This is a genomic window from Rhodoferax sp. GW822-FHT04A08, from assembly GCF_058801025.1.
Genome location: NZ_JBXAMW010000001.1, coordinates 884,716 through 903,943, shown reverse-complemented (window position 1 = coordinate 903,943; position 19,228 = coordinate 884,716). Strand labels below are relative to the sequence as shown.

At 61.6% G+C, this 19,228-nt stretch carries 17 protein-coding genes and 2 pseudogenes; 9 read left to right on the top strand and 10 right to left on the bottom strand.

The window, feature by feature from the left end; translation table 11 throughout:
* The gene (locus tag AC1RMF_RS04235; protein ID WP_493139788.1) at positions 1-1,260 is read left to right on the top strand and encodes a DEAD/DEAH box helicase; all 1,260 of its coding nucleotides are present in this window, start codon (positions 1-3) and stop codon (positions 1,258-1,260) included.
* Positions 1,261-1,308: 48 nt separating this feature from the next.
* Here AC1RMF_RS04235 and AC1RMF_RS04230 read toward each other — a convergent pair whose 3' ends face one another.
* The 6 genes from AC1RMF_RS04230 to AC1RMF_RS04205 all read right to left on the bottom strand — a co-directional run bounded on the left by AC1RMF_RS04230 (position 1,309) and on the right by AC1RMF_RS04205 (position 6,652).
* Positions 1,309-2,628, bottom strand: a complete 1,320-nt coding sequence (locus AC1RMF_RS04230) for an MFS transporter (RefSeq protein ID WP_493139786.1) — start codon at positions 2,626-2,628, stop codon at positions 1,309-1,311.
* Between the two features lie 61 nt (positions 2,629-2,689).
* Positions 2,690-3,724 (bottom strand): MerR family transcriptional regulator, encoded by a 1,035-nt coding sequence (locus tag AC1RMF_RS04225; RefSeq protein ID WP_493139783.1) that lies wholly within the window; start codon positions 3,722-3,724, stop codon positions 2,690-2,692.
* A 104-nt stretch (positions 3,725-3,828) separates the two neighbouring features.
* On the bottom strand, positions 3,829-4,551 hold the full coding sequence (locus tag AC1RMF_RS04220; protein WP_493139781.1) for an ArsR/SmtB family transcription factor: 723 nt from the start codon (positions 4,549-4,551) through the stop codon (positions 3,829-3,831).
* A 5-nt stretch (positions 4,552-4,556) separates the two neighbouring features.
* Positions 4,557-4,910 (bottom strand): antibiotic biosynthesis monooxygenase family protein, encoded by a 354-nt coding sequence (locus tag AC1RMF_RS04215; RefSeq protein ID WP_493139778.1) that lies wholly within the window; start codon positions 4,908-4,910, stop codon positions 4,557-4,559.
* Positions 4,907-5,254 (bottom strand): NIPSNAP family protein, encoded by a 348-nt coding sequence (locus AC1RMF_RS04210; RefSeq protein ID WP_493139776.1) that lies wholly within the window; start codon positions 5,252-5,254, stop codon positions 4,907-4,909. Before AC1RMF_RS04210 ends, AC1RMF_RS04215 begins: the two co-directional genes overlap by 4 nt.
* A gap of 87 nt (positions 5,255-5,341) precedes the next feature.
* Positions 5,342-6,652 (bottom strand): aspartate aminotransferase family protein, encoded by a 1,311-nt coding sequence (locus AC1RMF_RS04205; protein WP_493139773.1) that lies wholly within the window; start codon positions 6,650-6,652, stop codon positions 5,342-5,344.
* A gap of 115 nt (positions 6,653-6,767) precedes the next feature.
* Between AC1RMF_RS04205 and AC1RMF_RS04200 the strand changes: the two genes are divergently transcribed.
* The 4 genes and pseudogenes from AC1RMF_RS04200 to AC1RMF_RS04185 all read left to right on the top strand — a co-directional run.
* Positions 6,768-7,637: a LysR family transcriptional regulator gene (locus AC1RMF_RS04200; protein ID WP_493139771.1), complete on the top strand. Its 870-nt coding sequence runs from the start codon at positions 6,768-6,770 to the stop codon at positions 7,635-7,637.
* Positions 7,638-7,757: 120 nt separating this feature from the next.
* Positions 7,758-9,569 carry a DEAD/DEAH box helicase gene (locus tag AC1RMF_RS04195; RefSeq protein ID WP_493139769.1) on the top strand — a complete coding sequence of 604 codons (1,812 nt, stop codon included), beginning with the start codon at positions 7,758-7,760 and terminating at the stop codon, positions 9,567-9,569.
* A gap of 70 nt (positions 9,570-9,639) precedes the next feature.
* Positions 9,640-10,338, top strand: a pseudogene (locus tag AC1RMF_RS04190) (AAA family ATPase); the annotation flags it as partial.
* A gap of 16 nt (positions 10,339-10,354) precedes the next feature.
* Positions 10,355-11,278: pseudogene (locus tag AC1RMF_RS04185) on the top strand (DUF2130 domain-containing protein); the annotation flags it as partial.
* 32 nt (positions 11,279-11,310) lie between these two features.
* Here AC1RMF_RS04185 and AC1RMF_RS04180 read toward each other — a convergent pair.
* Entirely contained in the window at positions 11,311-11,772 is a 462-nt protein-coding gene (locus AC1RMF_RS04180; RefSeq protein ID WP_493139766.1) for a hypothetical protein, read from the bottom strand.
* Positions 11,773-11,959: 187 nt separating this feature from the next.
* On the opposite strand from AC1RMF_RS04180, the gene AC1RMF_RS04175 reads away from it, so the two are divergent.
* Positions 11,960-13,363 (top strand): Fic family protein, encoded by a 1,404-nt coding sequence (locus AC1RMF_RS04175; RefSeq protein WP_493139764.1) that lies wholly within the window; start codon positions 11,960-11,962, stop codon positions 13,361-13,363.
* Positions 13,364-13,369: 6 nt separating this feature from the next.
* Here the strand turns inward: AC1RMF_RS04175 and AC1RMF_RS04170 are convergent, their stop codons facing one another.
* Complete coding sequence (locus tag AC1RMF_RS04170; RefSeq protein ID WP_493139762.1) at positions 13,370-13,837, bottom strand: CreA family protein; 468 nt, start codon at positions 13,835-13,837, stop codon at positions 13,370-13,372.
* Positions 13,838-14,045: 208 nt separating this feature from the next.
* Here AC1RMF_RS04170 and AC1RMF_RS04165 point away from each other — a divergent pair, with 208 nt between their 5' ends.
* From AC1RMF_RS04165 to AC1RMF_RS04155, 3 genes are all read left to right on the top strand, one after another.
* Positions 14,046-14,633 (top strand): DUF1439 domain-containing protein, encoded by a 588-nt coding sequence (locus AC1RMF_RS04165; protein WP_493139760.1) that lies wholly within the window; start codon positions 14,046-14,048, stop codon positions 14,631-14,633.
* A gap of 184 nt (positions 14,634-14,817) precedes the next feature.
* Positions 14,818-15,141, top strand: coding sequence for a (2Fe-2S) ferredoxin domain-containing protein (locus AC1RMF_RS04160; protein ID WP_493139758.1), 324 nt, complete (start codon positions 14,818-14,820; stop codon positions 15,139-15,141).
* Complete coding sequence (locus AC1RMF_RS04155) at positions 15,138-15,617, top strand: hypothetical protein (protein WP_493139755.1); 480 nt, start codon at positions 15,138-15,140, stop codon at positions 15,615-15,617. The genes AC1RMF_RS04160 and AC1RMF_RS04155 overlap by 4 nt, the downstream gene beginning before the upstream one ends.
* A 97-nt stretch (positions 15,618-15,714) precedes the next feature.
* Here AC1RMF_RS04155 and lpdA read toward each other — a convergent pair whose 3' ends face one another.
* Positions 15,715-17,547, bottom strand: coding sequence for a dihydrolipoyl dehydrogenase (lpdA, locus tag AC1RMF_RS04150; RefSeq protein WP_493139753.1), 1,833 nt, complete (start codon positions 17,545-17,547; stop codon positions 15,715-15,717).
* 14 nt (positions 17,548-17,561) lie between these two features.
* On the bottom strand, positions 17,562-19,217 hold the full coding sequence (gene aceF, locus AC1RMF_RS04145) for a dihydrolipoyllysine-residue acetyltransferase (protein ID WP_493139750.1): 1,656 nt from the start codon (positions 19,215-19,217) through the stop codon (positions 17,562-17,564).
* Positions 19,218-19,228 lie beyond the last annotated feature (11 nt).

The following is a 19,228-nucleotide window of genomic DNA, read 5'->3' as shown; positions in this document are numbered from 1 at the left end:
ATGGCTTTTTCCTCGCTGGGCTTGTCGCCCGCCCTCTTGCGCGCGCTCGAACGCCAAGGCCTGATCACCCCCACTCCAGTCCAATCCCTGTCCATTCCAGCCGCACTGTCTGGCCGGGACACCATGGCCCAGGCGCAAACCGGCTCCGGCAAGACGCTGGCCTTTGGCCTGCCCATGCTGCACATTCTGGAAAGCCAACCAACGCCGAACCCGCGGATGGCACGCGCACTGGTGTTGGTGCCCACGCGGGAACTGGCAGTACAGGTTGGTGACGCGCTGCGCGCACTGGCCAACCAGTTGCCCAAGGACATCCGCATCAGCGTGGTGTTTGGCGGCGTGTCCATCAATCGGCAAATGCTGGCTCTACGCTCCGGCACCGATGTGGTGGTCGCTACGCCGGGTCGCCTGCTCGACTTGGTTCAGCACAACGCGCTGGACCTGGGTGCCACTCAGATGCTGGTGCTGGATGAGGCTGATCGCCTGCTCGACCTGGGCTTTGAGGCCGAATTGCATCGATTGCTGGCCTTGTTGCCCGCCAAGCGCCAAAACCTGTTCTTCTCGGCCACCTTCGCGCCACCAGTTGCGGTCCTGGCGTCGACCATGTTGCACGATCCGGTGCAGATCAACATCGTCGCCACCGAAGAAACCAAGCCCGACATCCGCCAGCAAGCCATACGGGTTGACACCGGTAGCCGTACCCAGTTGCTGCGGCATCTGATTACCGCGAACAAATGGCAACGGGTGCTGGTGTTCGTGGCCACCAAGCACGCCGCGGAAATCGTTGCCGACAAGCTCCGCAAGGCACGTATCAACGCAGAACCCTTTCATGGCGAACTGAGCCAGGGCAAGCGCAGCCAGGTGCTGTCGGACTTCAAGGCTTCACGCCTGAAGGTGGTCGTCGCGACCGATATGGCTTCACGCGGGCTGGACATTGCCGAGCTGCCAGTGGTGGTCAACTACGACCTGCCACGCTCGGCGACCGATTACACACACCGCATTGGCCGCACCGGCCGCGCCGGTGAAACCGGGTTGGCCGTGAGCTTTGTGCCGTATGCCAGCGAGGCCCACTTCCGCCTGATTGAAAAGCGCCACGGCCTGGAAGTGCCCATGGAAACCGTGCCCGGCTTTGAGCCTGCACCGCCCGCTCAAGATCAAGCCGACAAAGAAAGCCCCTTGGCACCTCCCAGCGATGGCGGCATCAAAGGCAAACGTCCCAGCAAGAAAGACAAGTTGCGGGCGCTGGCGGCAAATCAGTCCTGAGGCAACGGCACTCCCGGTTGCCGCGTTCCGCCACAAATCGGCGCTGCATTACGCCTTGATGGGTCGAAGCGGCCCGTCCACGACATGGCGCAGGGGAGACGCCACCAGCGCGATCAGCGCCACAAATGCCAGCAGACCGCCGCACGCTGTGAACAGCACACCCGGTGAGACATAGCGCATCAGCCAACCGGTGACTGCGCCCGCCAGCGGCGCCAGCCCCAGAAAGATGAACATGAACACACTCATCACGCGCCCCATCAGCACAGGCGGCGTGCGCCCCTGGATCCAGGTAAAGATGGAAACCTGGATGAAGCCGCCCAGCATGCCGATGAGCGCCAACAGCGCCGCACCTTGCCAGGCGGAGGTGATCATCCCCATGGGCATGAACAACAACCCCACCACGCCATCCACCGCCAACAGCGTCATGCCCAGGGTGCCCAGGCGCCAGCCGGGGCGCGCGCCGGACAGGGCCATGCCGACCAATGTTCCACCCCCATGTGCGCCGAGCAGGATACCCAGCGCCGCTGCACCCAGGTTGCGGGTGCTGACCAGAACCGGCATGGCAATTTGCACCGGCCCCGTGATCAACACGGCCACCACGCTCCAGTAGATAAAGCACAGCCGCAAGGCGCTGTCGTCGCGCAAGTGGCGCAGGCCGGAGAGCACAGCCGCCCAAACCGACTCATCGCCCTTCCCCTGCTGTCCCGTCGCACCATCCACGACGCGCAACCGCACCTTGGCCAAAGTCCAGGCAGATAGCAAAAAGCTCAGTGCGTCCAGCCCAAAAGCCAGGCCCAGACCCTGCGCGTCCACGATGGCACCTGCCTGCACGGCGTCCAGATGATTGCCAAACAGCGCAATCAGCAGGGCCGCCACCAACGGCCCCACAAACATCGACACTTGGCGCAAACCCATCATGACGCCGTTGGCCGCGGCCAGTTGGGAGCGCGGCATCACATGCGGCAGCATGGACGTTCCCGACGGAATGCTGAAGGCCGTCGCCAGTCCGATGGCAAACGCCAGCGCGTAGACCTTCCATAACGCCAGGCCACCGCCCAGCACCAGAAACGTCAGCGTGCCGAGCAGCAAGGCATTGGCATATTTGGTGACCATCAGCAACCGCTTGGGCGAAAACCTGTCCACCACGGCGCCGCCAATCAGAATGAACAGCGCACGCGGCAAACTGAGCAAACCCAGCACGGTGCCCAGCACCAAGGTGTCCTGCGTCATGCGCAACACCAACCAAGGCAAGGCGACCAGGGTGAACTGGTCGCCAAGCAGCGTGACAAAAGATCCGGCCATCAGCCAGAGGAAGTTGGGGTCGCGAAACAGCGAAGCGCCAGGCGCAACCGGAGGAGAAGTGTTCATATGCATCCAGTGGTTCAAAGTCCAGAAACCCCGGATGCTCCGGCCTCACGCTGCGTAAGGGTCAAGCACTTTGTGCACAGGGTTGTGCAAATGCATGGTTCTGTGCCGAAAGCGCACGCTGCAGTACGCCAATGGTGGTGTCATCAAACACCGTGGCAGCTCGCAGGATGGGCTCGGCGTAATACGCTGCCATGAACTTGCGCAGCACCACCGCGTTGCCCGCACACAGGTCCAGCATCACCTGCTCCCACTGTGCCACAAATGCCCTTGCCTGCGGGCTACGCAGGTCAGCGTGGCTGTCTTGCAACGCGTGGGCCTGCTGCACCAGCACGCGGATGGCACTGTCCGGTACGGTCCGCAGCGTGTGCAGCTCCTCCTGGGTCAGGTGACGCCGCATGGCTGCCATGCGCAGGCCGATTGCGGCCGTGATGAACGCCACCACCTCCGGGCCGGGACCGTGCTTGAACTGAGCCTTGGGCTCGGTGCTGACCATCTGCCCCCATCGCTCGATCAGCGAAAAGTTGTCATCCATCATCGACAGCGTCAGGTTCATCCAGCGCAATGCCAGGGATTGGGTGGCGGGGTCATCGGCGCGCAGCCCCTTGCGCATGGCCACCCGGACCTCGGCAATCAAGGGCTCCCACGCGGCGCTTTGGGCCTTGCGGTTGTCCAGGATGCGTTTGATTTCCGCCGCGCTGAAGTATTTGGAATAGGTATTCATCAACGCCAGCGTGGACAGCCAGTCGCCCATGTCCGGCGCCGCGCCAGCGTCCAACCGTTCCTGCAGCAACCGCAGCCGCTCGCGCAACTCATTGGCCTGTTCGATCTCATGGCCCAAGGCGCGGATCTGGCGGGCGATGGTCTCGCTCAGCCCTTCACCATCCCGCTTGAGCATGGTCTTGACGTCGGCCAGCGACAGCCCCAGATGCCGTAGCGCCTGGATCGCGTGCAGGCGTGCCACGTCAGTTTGGTTGTAAAGCCGGTAGTCGGCCTCGGACCGGGCCGACGGACGCAACAGGTCGATGGCGTCGTAGTGGTGCAAGGTGCGCACCGTCAGGCCCGTGCGACGGGCCAGTTCTCCCACTTTGAGTAGCACTGCAAGGCTCCTGGTTGTGCCGGCCTGTGACCCAGGCCCGCTGAGCGCGGAGTATCAACCCTTACGTTACGTCAGGGTCAACCCCATCGTGCAACCCATTTCTTCTAGAGATGACCCAAGGAGGGAAGCAGGCCGGCGAGGTGCTTGTGACCCAATGGCGTGACCTGCAGCGCCCGTTCTCCGTCGTAACGACGCAACCATCCCCTGTGCAAGAAATGCTCCAGCATTTTTCTGGGCAATTTGCCGGCGATGTGGTCTCTGCGTTCAGACCAGTCCAGGCAACGGTACGCAACACCGCGCTGTCCAACGGGCCTCATGTCCAGGGCATCCCCATCCATGCCCAGAACATGCAAGCCGGCTCTTCCCTGGTCGGTGAGCAGATAACCCTCTTGCGCCGCAACCAGCCAATCTTTTACCAACAACTGAGAAAACAGCTCTACGCCCAGCCGCCCGGCGAGGTGCCCATAGCAGCAGCGAGCCCATTGCAGCCGGGCCCGCGTCGGACTCGCCCACGCGGCCAGATGGGTGCGCCGCTCCGCGATCAGGGCCACCGCTTCCAGCGCATGGGCCACTTCGTCGTCTGCCAGCTTGTAATAGCGATGGCGCCCGCGCCGCTCGCACACCAGCAACTCCGCATCCATGAGTTTGGCCAGATGTGCGCTCGCGGTGGCTGCAGTAACAGATGCTGCACGCGCCAACTCGCCAGCGCTGGCGTATTCCCCGGCGAGCAGGTAGCACAGCATGCGTGCCCGCGTTGCATCGGCAATCACCGCCGCGACACTGGCCAGCTTGGGCTCATGGGGCGCTCCCGCACTTCGTTGTTGCACCCGGCTTACTCCTTCACATGCAGTGCCATATTGGAATCGTGCGGCGCTTGATCGCGCACGGTTTGAGTGTAGTCCCGCACCACCTGCGCCACCCGGATGCGATAGTCGGCAAACACCCGCGCCCTGCCCTCGGCCTGCCCGACCCGGTGGTTGGTTTGGCTGCGCCAAGTACGCACTGCCTCCTCATCGCGCCAGTAGCTCAAGGACAAATAGGTGCCGGGCCGGGTCAGGCTTTGAAAGCGCTCCACCGATACAAAGCCGTCGATGTCCTGCAGGCTCTCCCGCAGCTCCACGGCAATGTCAAAGTACCGCTGCTCCATGCCCTGCAGCGGGGTGACTTCAAAAATGACTGCAATCACACGGCCTCCACAAACCCCGTGGGGGCGCGCAGGTAGCTCGAATCCACCACCAGCGGAAAGGTTCTCTCTTCTTTCAGGATGAACCGCTCGCGCTGCGCAAATTCAAAATTCGCCTTGCCCTCCTCATCGCTCCTCAAACGCGCCCGGTAGGCTTCATAGGCACTCAAACTGGCAAAGGAAATCAGGCCCCATGCCTCGTAATCGGTCCCCTCGTTGGGCAAGAAATAGCCAATGAGGTGGCCGCCGCAGCGCGGGATGATCCGCGCCCAGTTGTCGGCATAGGTCTTGAACAGCGCTTTCTTGGACGGGTCTATCTCGTAGCGGATGAAGCAGGTGATGGTCATTGCAAACTTTCTGAATGGGTGAACACACACAAGTGTCGGCTCCCCAAATCAGAAATGCTTCGCCCCGTAGCGAAGGATTGCTTGTACCTACCGCGCTACACACTTCGCAATCGCCCGCCCCAGCAGATCCAGCCCCTGGTCGATTTCCGCATCGCTCACCGTCAGCGGCGGCGCAATGCGGAAGACGCCGCCCATGCCGGGCAACTGCACCACGTTCATCGACAGGCCCAGCAACATGCACTCACGGGTGATGGTGGCTCCCAGGCCGTCGGCGGGTTCCTTGCTGGCGCGGTCCTTGACGATCTCCATGCCCAGCAGCAGCCCGCGCCCACGCACGTCGCCGATGCAGTCGTAGCGCTCCTGCAGCGCGCGCAGGCCATTGGCCAGACGTGCGCCGGCGACCTTGGCGCGCTCGGCGAGTTGTTCGCGCTGCACGATCTCCAAAACTTTCAGGCCGATGGCCGCAGGCAGCGGGTCGGAGACGTGTGTGGTGTAGAACAGGTAGCCGCGCTCGTACGCCTTCTCTTCTATCTCGGCAGTGGTCACGATGGCCGCCAGCGGCAGGCCCGCGCCCAGGGTCTTGGACAGTGTCAGGATGTCGGGCACCACGCCGTCGCGCTCGCAGGCGAACATGGTGCCGGTGCGGCCCACGCCGGTCTGCGCTTCGTCCAGGATCAGCAACATGCCGCGCTCTTCGCACTTCTTCTTGAGCGCCGCCATGTAACCCACAGGCAGATCGATGATGCCGCCCGAGCTGAGGATGGGCTCGGCAATGAAAGCCGCCAGGCTGCCACACGACTGGCGGTCCACCAGGTCAAAGCCATAGTCCAGCTCGCCCTTCCAGTCGTAGGCGCCACTGGCATCAAAGAAGCGCGGCCGGTAAGCAAACGGTGCGTTGATGGCCAGCGATCCCACCGCTGCCGGCCCCACGCCTCGCCGCCCTGCGCTGTAGGTGGCCGCCGCTGCACCGCCCGTCATGCCGTGCCAGGACTGGGCAAAGCCCACCACCTCGAACTTGCCCGTGACCAGCTTGGCCACGCGGATGGCGGCCTCGTTGGACTCGGCACCCGTGGTCAACAGCAGGCTGCGCTCCAGATTGCCCGGCGCCACTTCAGACAAGCGGGTGGCCAGGTCCACCACCGGGCGCGACAGCATGCCGCTGAACAGATGCTCCAGGCGGTGCGCATAGTCCGCAATCACCGCGCTGATCTCGGGGTGGCAGTGCCCTAGCACCGCGCTCATCTGGCCAGAGGTGAAGTCCAGGATGGGCCGGTCGTCCGCGTCATACACATAGCTGCCGGCAGCGCGCTCGATGATCACCGGGGCAAAGCTGCCGCCATAGCGCACCAGATGTTGGCGTGCGCGGTTCCAGAAAGCGGGGTCTTCGTTGCGTGACATGTTCGGAGCTCCTTGGCAAAAGGTTGGGAAAGACAGGTTGAGAAGCACTGTAGGCACTTGCATGGTTTCAGTAAATCGAATAGTTTTAATGCCTGCAATCAATTAGGCTGATACCGTGAGCACCTCCCTGGACATTGACCTGCTGCGCAGTTTTGCCGCCGTGGCCCAAGGCGGCACGCTGGGCGGTGCCGCTGCGCGCGTGGGGCGCACCCAATCTGCCCTGAGCATGCAGATGCAGCGCCTCGAATCCACCTGCGGCCAAACCCTGCTGCACCGCACGGGCCGCGGCGTGCGGCTGACCAGCCAGGGCGAGCGCCTGCTGGTGCACGCCCGGCGCATCCTCCACCAGCACGACGAGGCGCTGGCCGACCTGGCCGGCACAGGCCTGGCCGGCGCGCTGGCCGTGGGCTGCCCCGACGACTATGCCGCCGCCTTTCTGCCGCATTTGCTGAGCGGCTTTGCGCGGCTGCATCCGCTGGCGCGGGTGGACGTGGTGTGTGCCAGCACGCCCCGCCTGCGTGAACGGCTGGCCACCCGCGCGCTGGACTTGGCACTGGTATCGGCCCGCTGGGGTGATGCGCCCGAGCCCGGCATGCTGCCCGCCCTGCGGCGCGAACCCCTGGTGTGGGTAGCCAGCCCGGGCGTGGACCCACGCGACTGGGACCCGCTGCCCTTGGCCCTGTCAGACCCCGACGTCATCGACAACCGCGCCGCCCGCGAAGGCCTGGAGGCGCAAGGCCGCCGCTACCGCGTGGCCTATGCCAGCGGCAGCCTCACCGGCCTCACCGCCGTGGTGCGCTCCGGCTCGGCCATCGCCGTCCTCACCCGCTGCGCCGTGCCGCCGGACCTGCAGATCCTCACGCCCGAAGCGGGCCTGCCCGAGCTACCCATGCTCAGCATCGGCATTGCGTTTGTGGGCGGGAAGCCAACGCCGCTGGCCGGGGCGTTTGCGGAGCATGTGCGGGATGTGTTGCCGACGCTTTAGAGGCAAATCAAAACTCTCGTTCACAAAACCCAACATCCGTCGATTTTCTATAGCCATGGCGCGCCTTTGCCAGCATGATGGGCGCATAAAAACACCCATAACAAGGGAAGCGACTCTGGGATGGCAACTCTCATACCTTCATTGGGCTCGTGCATCGCGCGCATGACCAGCGGCGAGCGCAGGCTGGCTGAGCGGCTGGAAAGCAAGCTCGATGACGATTACCTGCTCTGGTACGACGTGCCCATGGGGCCGCGCAACACCCACCCCGACTTTTGCATCATGCACCCGCGCCGCGGCATTCTGGTGCTGGAGGTGAAAGACTGGAAGCCCAGCACCATCCTGCAAGCCGACAAGCAAACCTGGGAAATCATGGGCGACAACGGCCCCAAGACCGTCATCAACCCGCTGGAGCAAGCGCGCCAATATGCGCACCAGGTGGTCAGATCACTGGAGCGTGACAAGCAATTGGTTCACCCCGAAGGCCCGCACGCAGGCAAGCTGGCTTTCCCCTGGAGCTACGGCGTGGTGTTTACCAACATCACGCGCAAGCAGTTTGCTGCGGCAGAACTGAACCGCGCCATAGAACCCCACCGCGTCGTGTGCCAAGACGAAATGCTGGAAAGCGTGGAAGCCGAAGTGCTGCAAAGCAGGCTGTGGGACATGTTCCCTTTCATGATGCGCGGCGTGATGAGCCTGCCGCAGATGGACCGCGTGCGCTGGATCATGTTTCCCCAAGTGCGGGTGCAGGCACAAGACACGCTGTTTGACGACAACGACGAAGAGGCCGAACTGCCCAGCATCATGCGGGTGATGGACCTGCAGCAAGAGCAACTGGCCCGCTCTTTGGGCGAAGGCCACCGCGTCATCCACGGCGTGGCGGGTTCGGGCAAAACCATGATCCTGGGCTATCGAGCCGAATACTTGGCCCAGGCCAGCACGCCCACCAGCAAACCCATCCTCATACTCTGCTTCAACGAGCCTCTGGGCGTCAAGCTTCACAGCGTGATGCAGGCCAAGGGCTTGGGAGGCAAAGTGCATGTGCGGCACTTTCACAAATGGTGCTACGACCAGCTCAAATACTCCGGCCAAGCCATGCCGCCGCAAGGCCCTAGGTTTTCTGAAGAGCTGGTGGAGCGCGTCATCCGCGCAGTGGACCGCAGCCAGATACCCAGCGGCCAATACCAAGCGGTGATGATTGACGAGGGCCACGACTTCGCACCCGAGTGGCTCAAGCTGGTCACGCAAATGGTGGACCCCACCACCAACAGCCTGCTGGTGCTGTACGACGACGCGCAAAGCATTTACGAGCGCTCACGCTCCAAACAGTTCAGCTTCAAGAGCGTGGGCATACAGGCGCAGGGCCGCACCACCATGCTGAAGATCAACTACCGCAACACCAAACAGATACTGCAAACCGCCAGCCTGGTTGCCGCCGACCTGCTGACAGCGGAAGACAAAGACGACGACGGCATACCACTGGTCAAACCCATCAGCTGCGGGCGCGAAGGCCCTGCCCCACTCATCATCCGCCTGCCCAGCCTGCGGGAAGAAGCATTTGCCATTGCAGACGAATTGGGCAACGCCCACCAAGAGGGCCACGCCTGGGGTGACATGGCCATCCTGTGCCACGACTACTTCACCATGGACCTGTGCGCCAACGCACTGGGGCAACGCAAGCTGCCCTTCAACGTACGCAAGAAGTCAGGCGACTTCAGACCCGGAGCCGACGCCATTCAGGTAATGACCATGAAGGTGAGCAAGGGCTTGGAGTTCCCGGTGGTGGCGCTACCCGGTGTGGGGCATATGCCTGCGCCGGGGGAGGATGAGAAGGAAGCGGCGCGGGTGTTTTATGTGGCGGCGACTAGGGCGACGCAAAGGTTAGTGGTGGGGGTGGGTGGGAACGGTGGGTTTGGGAGACGTTTACAGGAGTAGCAATTCTGTAGTGCTGTGTGCATTCAAGAGCGGCCCAAAACGAAAGGCAACTTAGAGGAGGACGAGCCCGGTGATCAATCAAATCGATATAGCGAGTTTTGGCAGTTTCCAAGACTTAGACTGGAAGAAGACGGTTCGCGACAGCGGGAAAAATGTCAAAGCGTTTCAACGCTTGAACATCCTCTATGGCCGCAACTATTCGGGCAAAACAACCCTTTCCAGAATATTCCGTGCGCTCGAAACTCGTAAGCTCCCGCTGAACTATGTAGGTTCCTCCTTTACGGTATCAGGCGATAAGGGCGCGGTTACCTCTGCAGGCTTGTTGACACATAACTACGACGTGCGGGTATACAACCGCGACTTCGTGAAAGACAACCTGGGCTTCCTAGTCAATCAGGACATCGGAGGCGTGATCAAGACTTTTGCCATCGTCGGTGAGCAGAACAAAGAAATTGACGATGCAATTACTGCCATTGAAGCAAAACTCGGCAGCATTGAAGAAAAGGTGGGGCTCCGATTTGATCTCGAAGCGAAACGCATAGAGCGCGATCGCACCAAGTCTGCTCACACTGCGGCATCGAACGGTTTGGATGAAAAGTTGCGAACCCATGCCGCAGAAAAGATCAAGAAGAACCGTCAGTACGGCAGTGCCGTCTACAACATCGAGCACATCAAACGCGACATTATTGCTACGAAAAAACCTGACTTCGTTGCGCTAACTCCTGAAGAACAGGCAGGCAAGCTCACCTTACTAAAACAAGAAGCTCTCCCCGACATAACGGGCAGCCGTGGGCGTGGTTGCCCAGGAGCGCGATGCCTTGAAGAGCGAGCTCAACGTCATCACCGTCAAAAACCAGTTGGAAGAGAAAGCCATCAAGGAGCAATTCGCCCTGCAGCTGCGCGACCGTGAAGGCGAGATTGAGCGCCTGCGCGACATGAAGGCGCGGCTATCCACCAAGATGGTGGGCGAGACGCTGGAGCAGCACTGCGAGATTGAGTTCAACCGCATCCGTGCGGCGGCGTTCCAGCGCGCGCATTTTGAGAAGGACAACGACGCCCGCACCGGCAGCAAGGGCGACTACATTTTTCGTGAGGCGGACGAGTCGGGCACCGAGATCGTCTCCATCATGTTCGAGATGAAGAACGAGAGCGATGAAACGGCCACCAAGAAGAGGAACGAAGATTTTCTGAAAGAGCTGGACAAGGACCGCACCGAGAAGGCTTGCGAGTACGCGGTGCTGGTGTCCATGCTGGAGCCAGAGAGCGAGTTGTACAACAGCGGCATCGTCGATGTTTCGCACCGCTACCCGAAGATGTACGTGGTGCGGCCGCAGTTCTTTATTCCCCTGATCACGCTCTTACGCAATGCAGCTTTGAGCTCGATGAAGTACAAGTCCGAGCTGGCGCTGGTGCGCTCGCAGAACGTGGACATCACCAAGTTCGAGACCCAGCTGGACGAATTCAAGACGGCGTTTGGGCGCAATTGGCGCCTGGCCTCCGAAGGTTTTGAAGAAGCCATCAAGCGCATCGACGAAGCGATCAAGGACCTGGAGAAAACCAAGGAAGCGTTGCACAAGTCCGCCAACAACTTGCGCCTGGCCAACGACAAGGCCGACGATCTGACGATCAAGAAGCTCACACGCGGCAATCCGACGATGGCAGCCAAGTTTGCGGAGTTGTCGGGTGGCCCTCCCCTTGGCGGTGAATGAGGCCATAGGTGTGGCCGCACTGGATCGTATGTCTATACCCGGCCGCGAAAGACGCGCCACTGGTCTCGGGTGAACCAGCCAGTGACAACGCCGAGCGCCGCATAGAAAGCAAACAAAGCCCAATCTACCGTTGGAAAGTGCCAGATATCGCCGGCCACGGCCAATGCGCTGATCAAACACAGTACGCCGGAAAGCAGCGCCCAGATCAGTGCCAGAAAACGCTCTACGCCGGTCTTGGCGTTCTGCATGGTCTTGCGCGTTTCCTGCCAGGCATCGGCCGCGTCTGCCAACGGGCTTTGTGCCTGGGCCTCCAGTGCTTCTGCGACGTTGCCTTGTTGGACCAGCGCAGCAAAGTCACCCTGCTGCGGGCGACGGGCCCGCTTGCGCCACCACAGGCCGAAAAAGACTGCGGCAAAAAGGGCGATGATGAGGCCGGCATACAGCAACTGGTCTTGCCAGGGGACTGAGCCAGCGTGCAGCACGTAATGGAGCATGGTGGGTTCCGGTGGGTTTTTAGGCGCTGGTTTCGAAGGATTAGGCTAGGAATTTCAACTGCTTGGAGCCAAGTGCAGTGAATATTGCACTTATTCGCTGCAGCACGCCACTTTAAATGACGCAATACATCTTGCACGTCAATTTAAGTGGCGCGATACTGGCGCGATTCCACTAAAACCCAAACGCATGCCACGCCTTACGCCCCAAACCGAGCTAGACCAACTGCTCGCGCTGATTGCTGCACAACCCGATGGCTTGGGGATAGAAGCCATTGCCCTAGCCCTGGGCGACAGCTTGAAACGGCGCACCTTGCAGCGTCGGCTGGCAACTTTGGTGGCGCAGGGGCAGGTTCTGATGCAGGGCGAGGCGCGAGCAGCGCGTTATGTGCGCAACCCGCGGGCCGTTACCGGATCCCTTTCGGCACATGAGCCAGCGGACACGGTGCAGGCTGTTGCCGAGGTCTACGTGCCGACATCGCCAGAGGGCGAAGCAATCAAAGCATTCGTGCGCCAGCCGCGCACCATGCGCCCCCCGGTGGGCTACAAGCAGTCGTTTCTGGAGCAATATCACCCCAACCACACGGCCTACTTGCCACAAAATTTGCGAGACCAGTTGCACACCATGGGCAGCGCAAGCACCGAGCTCACACCCGCTGGCACCTTTGCGCGCGACATTCTCAACCGCTTGCTGATTGATCTGTCCTGGGCGTCGTCACAGCTAGAAGGCAATACCTACAGCAGGCTCGACACTGAGCGGCTCATCGAGTTTGGCCAGGCCGCCGAGGGCAAGAACGCGCTGGAAACTCAGATGATTCTGAACCACAAGCAGGCCATTGAATACCTTGTGCTTGACCCTGCGCATGCCCAGCTGACCCCCGACTGCATCATTGCCTTGCATGCCTTTTTGTCGGATGGTTTGATGGCCGACTCCACAGCCGTCGGGCGTCTGCGCCGCCGGGCGGTAGAGATAGGTGGCAGTGTGTATTTACCTGTCGCCCTGCCGCAGCGGATAGAAGAACTGTTTGGCTTCGTCATGCAGATGGCGGCGCAAATTGGCGATCCATTCGAGCAGGCATTTTTTCTGATGGTGCACTTGCCCTACCTGCAGCCGTTTGAGGATGTGAATAAACGCACCTCCAGGCTTGCGGCCAACATACCGCTGATTCGCCATAACCTGTGCCCTCTATCGTTCATCGACGTGCCGCAGTCGGCCTACGTGGACGCCATGATCGGCGTGTATGAGCTCAACCGCATGGAGCTGCTGCGTGACGTGTTTGTGTGGGCATACGAGCGGTCATGCCAGCAATACGTGGCGGTCAAGCAAAACTTGGTTTCGCCCGACATCTTTCGTCTGCGCTACCGTCAGGCCTTGAGCGAAGTAGTGGCCAACATTGTCAAACACAACGAGGCCCCAACTGCTGCCGCTGTAAATGCCAGGGTGCCCGCCACAGTCGCAGTGGCGGACAAGGCCCATTTCACACAACTGGTGCTGGAAGAGTTCGCCGCCTTGCACCCTGGGAACGCGGTGCGTTTTGGAATCAGACCCTTGGAACTTGCTGCTTGGAAAGACCGGCATGGCGGTGCGGGTTGATGCTTGTTACTTCACCGGAATCGGCTGCTCAGCCGGCACGGCCACCGCCGTTACGTTGTTCTTGGGGCTGCCGTCGATGATCTTGTCGGAGTACACCAGATAGACCAAGGTGTTGCGCTTCACATCCACCATGCGCACCACGCGCACGCGCTTGAAGAGGAAGGAGGCGCTGGCCTTGAACACCTCGTCTTGCTTGTCGATCTTTTCTTTGAAGCGGATGGGGCCAACCTGGCGGCAGGCCACGGCGGCGTCTGAAGTGTCTTCTGCCAAGCCCAGCGCTCCGGAGTAGCCGCCGGTTTTGGCGTGCGACAGATAGCAAGCCACGCCGTCCACTGCCGGGTCGTCAAACACATCGACCACCACCTTGTCGTTGGGGCTGAGCAGTTTGAAGGTGGTGCTGACAGCGCCAACGGTCTCGGCGCTGGCGGCCAACGCAACGCTGCTGAGCAACAGTGAGGCAATTAGTGTTTTCATTGCAATATCTCTGGGTTGAATAGGGGCTGGTGCTTCATTGTGTGCCCATGCACACGCAACCCTCCAGCGGCTAGGGGCTCAGTTGGTTTGAATATTCTTCCGCAATCTGCCTGAAGTCGGTGGAGATGCGCACGTCGGAAGCGGCAGCACGTAGCGCTGCTTGCGCGCCGCCCCCGACAGCGCACAATCCCCCAAAAGGAGTCCATCCATGCGACGCCGGTTCTTTCTGCTGATTCCCGCTTTGCTTCCCCTGGCCCAACAAGCCTCGGCACAACCGGCCCAACCCGGCGCCGAAGACGCGCCACAGGTGCCACCCAATTACAAGGTGTCTGCCGCGCAGCTGCAGTCCGCCGTGGCGCAGCGCTTCCCGTTGCGCTATCCCTTGGCCGGGTTGATGAATCTGGACGTGCAGGTGCCGCAGCTGCGCCTGCTGCCCGCGCTGAACCGCCTGAGCGCCGAGATGGTGGTGAACGCCGCCGGCCCTGCCCTGCAGCGCAGCCACCAGGGCACGCTGGAAGTGGAATTTGCACTGCGCTATGAGGCCACCGACCGCACGGTGCGAGCGCACCAGCTGCGCCTGGTGCGTTTGCAGTTCCCTAGCTTGCAGCCCGGCGTCGTGGAGTTAATCAACACTTACGGCCAGGCGTTGGCTGAGCAGACGCTTCTGGAAGTGGTGCTGCACCGGCTTCGCCCGCAAGACCTGGCGCTGCCTGATTCAATGGGCTTGCAGCCCGGCAGCATCACGGTGACGAACGAAGGGTTGACTATTCTTTTTGTTCCCAAGGCGTTGAGCTAAGCAATTGCCCCGCTGACAAGCCCTTTGTCGCAACCCCTTCAAACCCGCCAAAAAGACGACTGACTCGCAGGGAAATACACCCGAAATACATGGTTTGAGCGCATTTCGGTATGGCACCAAAAATGCGTAGTCCTGACATCCACCCAACCCTTGACCAACAAGCTGGTCACACTGGAGTCTTGCCATGTCTCGCCCCGAACGCAGTGTTTTTGTTTGCTCACAACAGCGCCCGCCTGGTCATCCCCGCGGCTCCTGCTCAGCGCAAGGCAGTCAGGCTGTCTTGCAAGCTTTCTGGAAAGAATTGCAAACCCGCAATGCCTTTGAAAAAGTCGGCATCACCTATTCTGGCTGTTTGGGCCCGTGCGAAGGTGGAGTGAACGTGGTGGTCTTCCCCGACAGCGTGCTCTACAGCCGGGTCACGGTCGAGGACGTGCCGGAAATTTTTCAAAAGCACCTCTTGGACGGCGAGGTCGTGGCACGCCTGGCGGCGTCTGCGGGCACCTGGTGAACATCCTCACGGGTGAACCGTCAACCGAACTGTTCGGTGGCGAAGTTCCTGAGTCGGTCAAGCCGCTGCTTGACCAGGCACGCGCTGCTGAGTCACCAGAAGAAGTCTTGGCGCTCTTGTTGACAGCCCAGGTCAGCGCACCGGACTCGGCGTCTTTGTACTACTTGCTTTACAAGTTCTACGCCAGACAAGCGGACTTCGAGCAGGCGGAACGGGTCGCGCTCAAAGGCCTGGCTGTGGCCGCCAAACAGGCGCACTTGCCTGACGATTGGCGCACCGTGACACCCGACATGGCCGATTTCACATCTCCTGGGCCTGCACGCTTTTGGCTGTTCACGCTCAAGGCGCTGGCCTTTATCCGATTGCGTCAAGATGATTCGACATCGGCCGCAGCCTACCTGGCTACGGTCAAGCTCCTGGACCCTGAAGGTGGCACAGGTGCGGGGGTAATTGAATCCCTGATTCAAGGCAGTTGAACCTGCGGCGGCGCTATTGGCGTTGCAATAAAAAAGCCGCGCTGCCCTTTCGGGTCCTGCGCGGCTGGCTACTGGGTTTGTAGCTTCGGGCTTTGGCTTACTTGCGTTGCGGCGGCACGTCCGTGCAGCTGCCGTGCGCAATCTCCGCCGCCATGCCAATGCTTTCGCCCAGCGTGGGGTGCGGGTGGATGGTCTTGCCGATGTCCACGGCGTCAGCACCCATCTCGATCGCCAATGCAATCTCTCCGATCATGTCGCCCGCATGGGTGCCGACCATGCCGCCACCCAGGATCTTGCCGTGGCCGTGGGCTTCAGGGGAGTCATCAAACAGCAGCTTGGTGACGCCTTCGTCGCGGCCATTGGCAATGGCGCGGCCGGATGCGGTCCAGGGGAACAGGCCCTTCTTGACCTTGATGCCTTGGGCCTTGGCCTGGTCTTCGGTGAGGCCGACCCAGGCGACTTCGGGGTCGGTGTAGGCCACGCTAGGAATCACGCGGGCATTGAAGGCGGCAGATGCCAGCTCCTTGTTGCCCTGCAGTTCACCGGCGATGACTTCTGCTGCCACGTGTGCCTCGTGCACCGCCTTGTGCGCCAGCATGGGCTGGCCCACGATGTCGCCGATGGCGAAGATGTGCGGCACGTTGGTACGCATCTGGATGTCGACGTTGATGAAGCCGCGGTCCGTCACCGCCACACCGGCCTTGTCGGCGGCAATCTTCTTGCCGTTGGGCGTGCGGCCCACGGCCTGCAGCACCAGGTCGTACACCTGCGGTGCCGGAGCAGTGCCGCCCTCTTCCGCCGACGCAAAAGTAACTTCAATGCCTTCGGGCAAGGCCCGTGCGGACACGGTCTTGGTCTTGAGCATGATGTTGTCGAAGCGCTTGGCGTTCATCTTCTGCCAGATCTTGACCAGGTCGCGGTCGGCGCCTTGCATCAGGCCGTCGAGCATTTCCACCACGTCCAGGCGTGCGCCCAGCGTGCTGTACACCGTACCCATTTCCAGGCCGATGATGCCGCCTCCCAGGATCAGCATGCGCTTGGGCACATCCTTAAGCGCAAGTGCGCCGGTGGAGTCGACCACGCGCGGGTCGTTGGGCATGAAGGGCAGACGCACGGCTTGCGAGCCTGCGGCAATGATGGCCTTCTTGAACGCCACCACTTTCTTGGTTCCGGTTTTTTCCTGTCCGTTGCCGGTGGTCTCTTCCACTTCCAGGTGGTTGGCATCCACGAATGCGCCGTAGCCGCGTACGGTGGTGACCTTGCGCATCTTGGCCATGGCAGCCAGACCGCCGGTGAGCTTGCCAATGACTTTTTCCTTGTGACCGCGCAGCTTTTCGATGTTAACCACGGGTTTGCCGAAATCCACGCCCAGGTCGGACATGTGGCTGACTTCGTCCATGACAGCCGCCACGTGCAACAGCGCCTTGGACGGGATGCACCCCACGTTCAGGCACACGCCACCCAGTGTGGCGTAGCGCTCCACGATGACGACCTTGAGGCCCAGGTCGGCCGCGCGGAATGCCGCGCTGTAACCACCAGGGCCGCCGCCCAGAACCAGCACGTCGCACTCCAGATCGGCGCTACCGCCGAAACTGGAAGCCGTGGGCGCGGGAGCCGCGGGGGCTGCAGGTGCGGAAGCAGCAGCAGGCGCTGCAGCGGGTGCGGCGGCAGGAGCCGGGGCAGCAGCAGCACCCTCGCCTTCCAACACCAGTACCAGCGTGCCTTGCTTGACCTTGTCGCCGAGCTTGACTTTGAGTTCCTTGACCACGCCGCCGTGGCTGGAGGGAATTTCCATGGAGGCCTTGTCGCTCTCCACAGTGATCAGGCTCTGGTCCGGCTTGACGGTATCGCCCACCTTGACCATCAGCTCAATCACGGTGACTTCGTCGAAGTCACCAATATCGGGAACCTGGATGTCTATGTTTGCCATTCCGATTCCTTCGCTTAGAGCAATACGCGGCGGAAGTCGCCGAGGATCTGGGCCAAGTACACGTTGAAGCGTGCGGCTGCGGCACCGTCGATGACGCGGTGGTCCCAGGTGAGCGACAGCGGCAGCATCAGGCGCGGCTGGAAGGCCTTACCGTCCCACACCGGTTCGGTGGTGGAGCGGCACACGCCCAGGATGGCCACTTCCGGCGCATTGATGATGGGCGTGAAATAACGACCGCCAATGCCGCCCAGGGACGAGATGGTGAAGGTCGCACCCGACATTTCAGCGGGGCTGAGCTTGCCATCGCGGGCCTTCTTGGCCAGCTCGGACATTTCCTGGCTGATCTGGAAGATGCCCTTCTTGTCGGCATCCTTGATCACCGGGACCATCAAGCCATTGGGCGTGTCGGCGGCAAAGCCGATGTGCCAGTAGTTCTTGTAGATCAGCGCGTCGCCGTCCAGCGAGCTGTTGAACTCGGGGTACTTCTTGAGCGCGGCCACGCAGGCCTTGATCAGGAAGGCCAGCATGGTGACCTTGACGCCGCTCTTCTCGTTTTCCTTGTTGGTGGAGACGCGGAAGGCTTCCAGATCGGTGATGTCGGCGTCGTCGTGGTTGGTGACGGCCGGAATCATGATCGCGTTGCGCAGCAGGTTGGCGCCGCTGATCTTCTTGATGCGGCTCATCTCCTTGCGCTCGATCGGGCCGAACTTGGCAAAGTCCACCTTGGGCCAAGGGATCAGGCCCAACGCAGCGCCGTCGCCACCGCCACTGGACTTGTTCTGTGCCGCAGCAGCCAGGGTCTGCACCGCACCGCTCATCACCGAGCGGGTAAAGCTCTGGACGTCGGATTCGGTGATGCGGCCCTTGAGACCGGTGCCCTTGACTTCATTAAGCGGCACACCCAGCTCGCGGGCGAACTTGCGTACCGAAGGCGACGCATGCGGCAGACCGATGGGCGCGGCGCCCGGCACATGGGCTGGTACCGCTGCTGCTGCCACAGGAACTGCTGCAGTTTGTGCTGGTGCTGCGGCAGGCGCCGCGGCCGCAGGTGCGGGCGCTGCAGCTGCTGGAGCGGCGGCTGCGGGAGCACCCACGCCTTCCAGAATGGCCACCAGATCGCCCACATTGACCTTGTCACCCAGCTTGACCTTGAGTTCCTTGACCACGCCGGCGGCGCTGGAGGGGATTTCCATGGAGGCCTTGTCAGACTCCACAGTGATCAGCCCTTGTTCGAGCTTGACCGTCTCGCCCACCTTGGCCAGCAGTTCGATGACGGCCACGTCCTTGAAGTCGCCGATGTCGGGAACACGCACTTCCACCGGACCGGCAGCAGCCGCGGGTGCTGCCGCGACGGGCGCAGGCGCTGCTACGGGTGCAGCAGCGGGAGCCGGAGCACTGGCCGCGGGCGCGGCAGCAGATGCAGCTGCTTCGCCCGCCGCTTCCAACACTAGCACCACAGTGCCTTCCTTGACCTTGCCACCCAGGGCGACCTTGATTTCCTTGACCACGCCAGCGTGGCTGGAGGGGATTTCCATGGATGCCTTGTCGGACTCCACAGTGATCAGGCTTTGCTCAGCCTTAACTGAGTCGCCCACCTTGACCATCACTTCGATGACGGAGACTTCATCGAAGTCGCCAATGTCCGGGACTTTTACTTCTACGAGTGCCATATGGTTTGTCT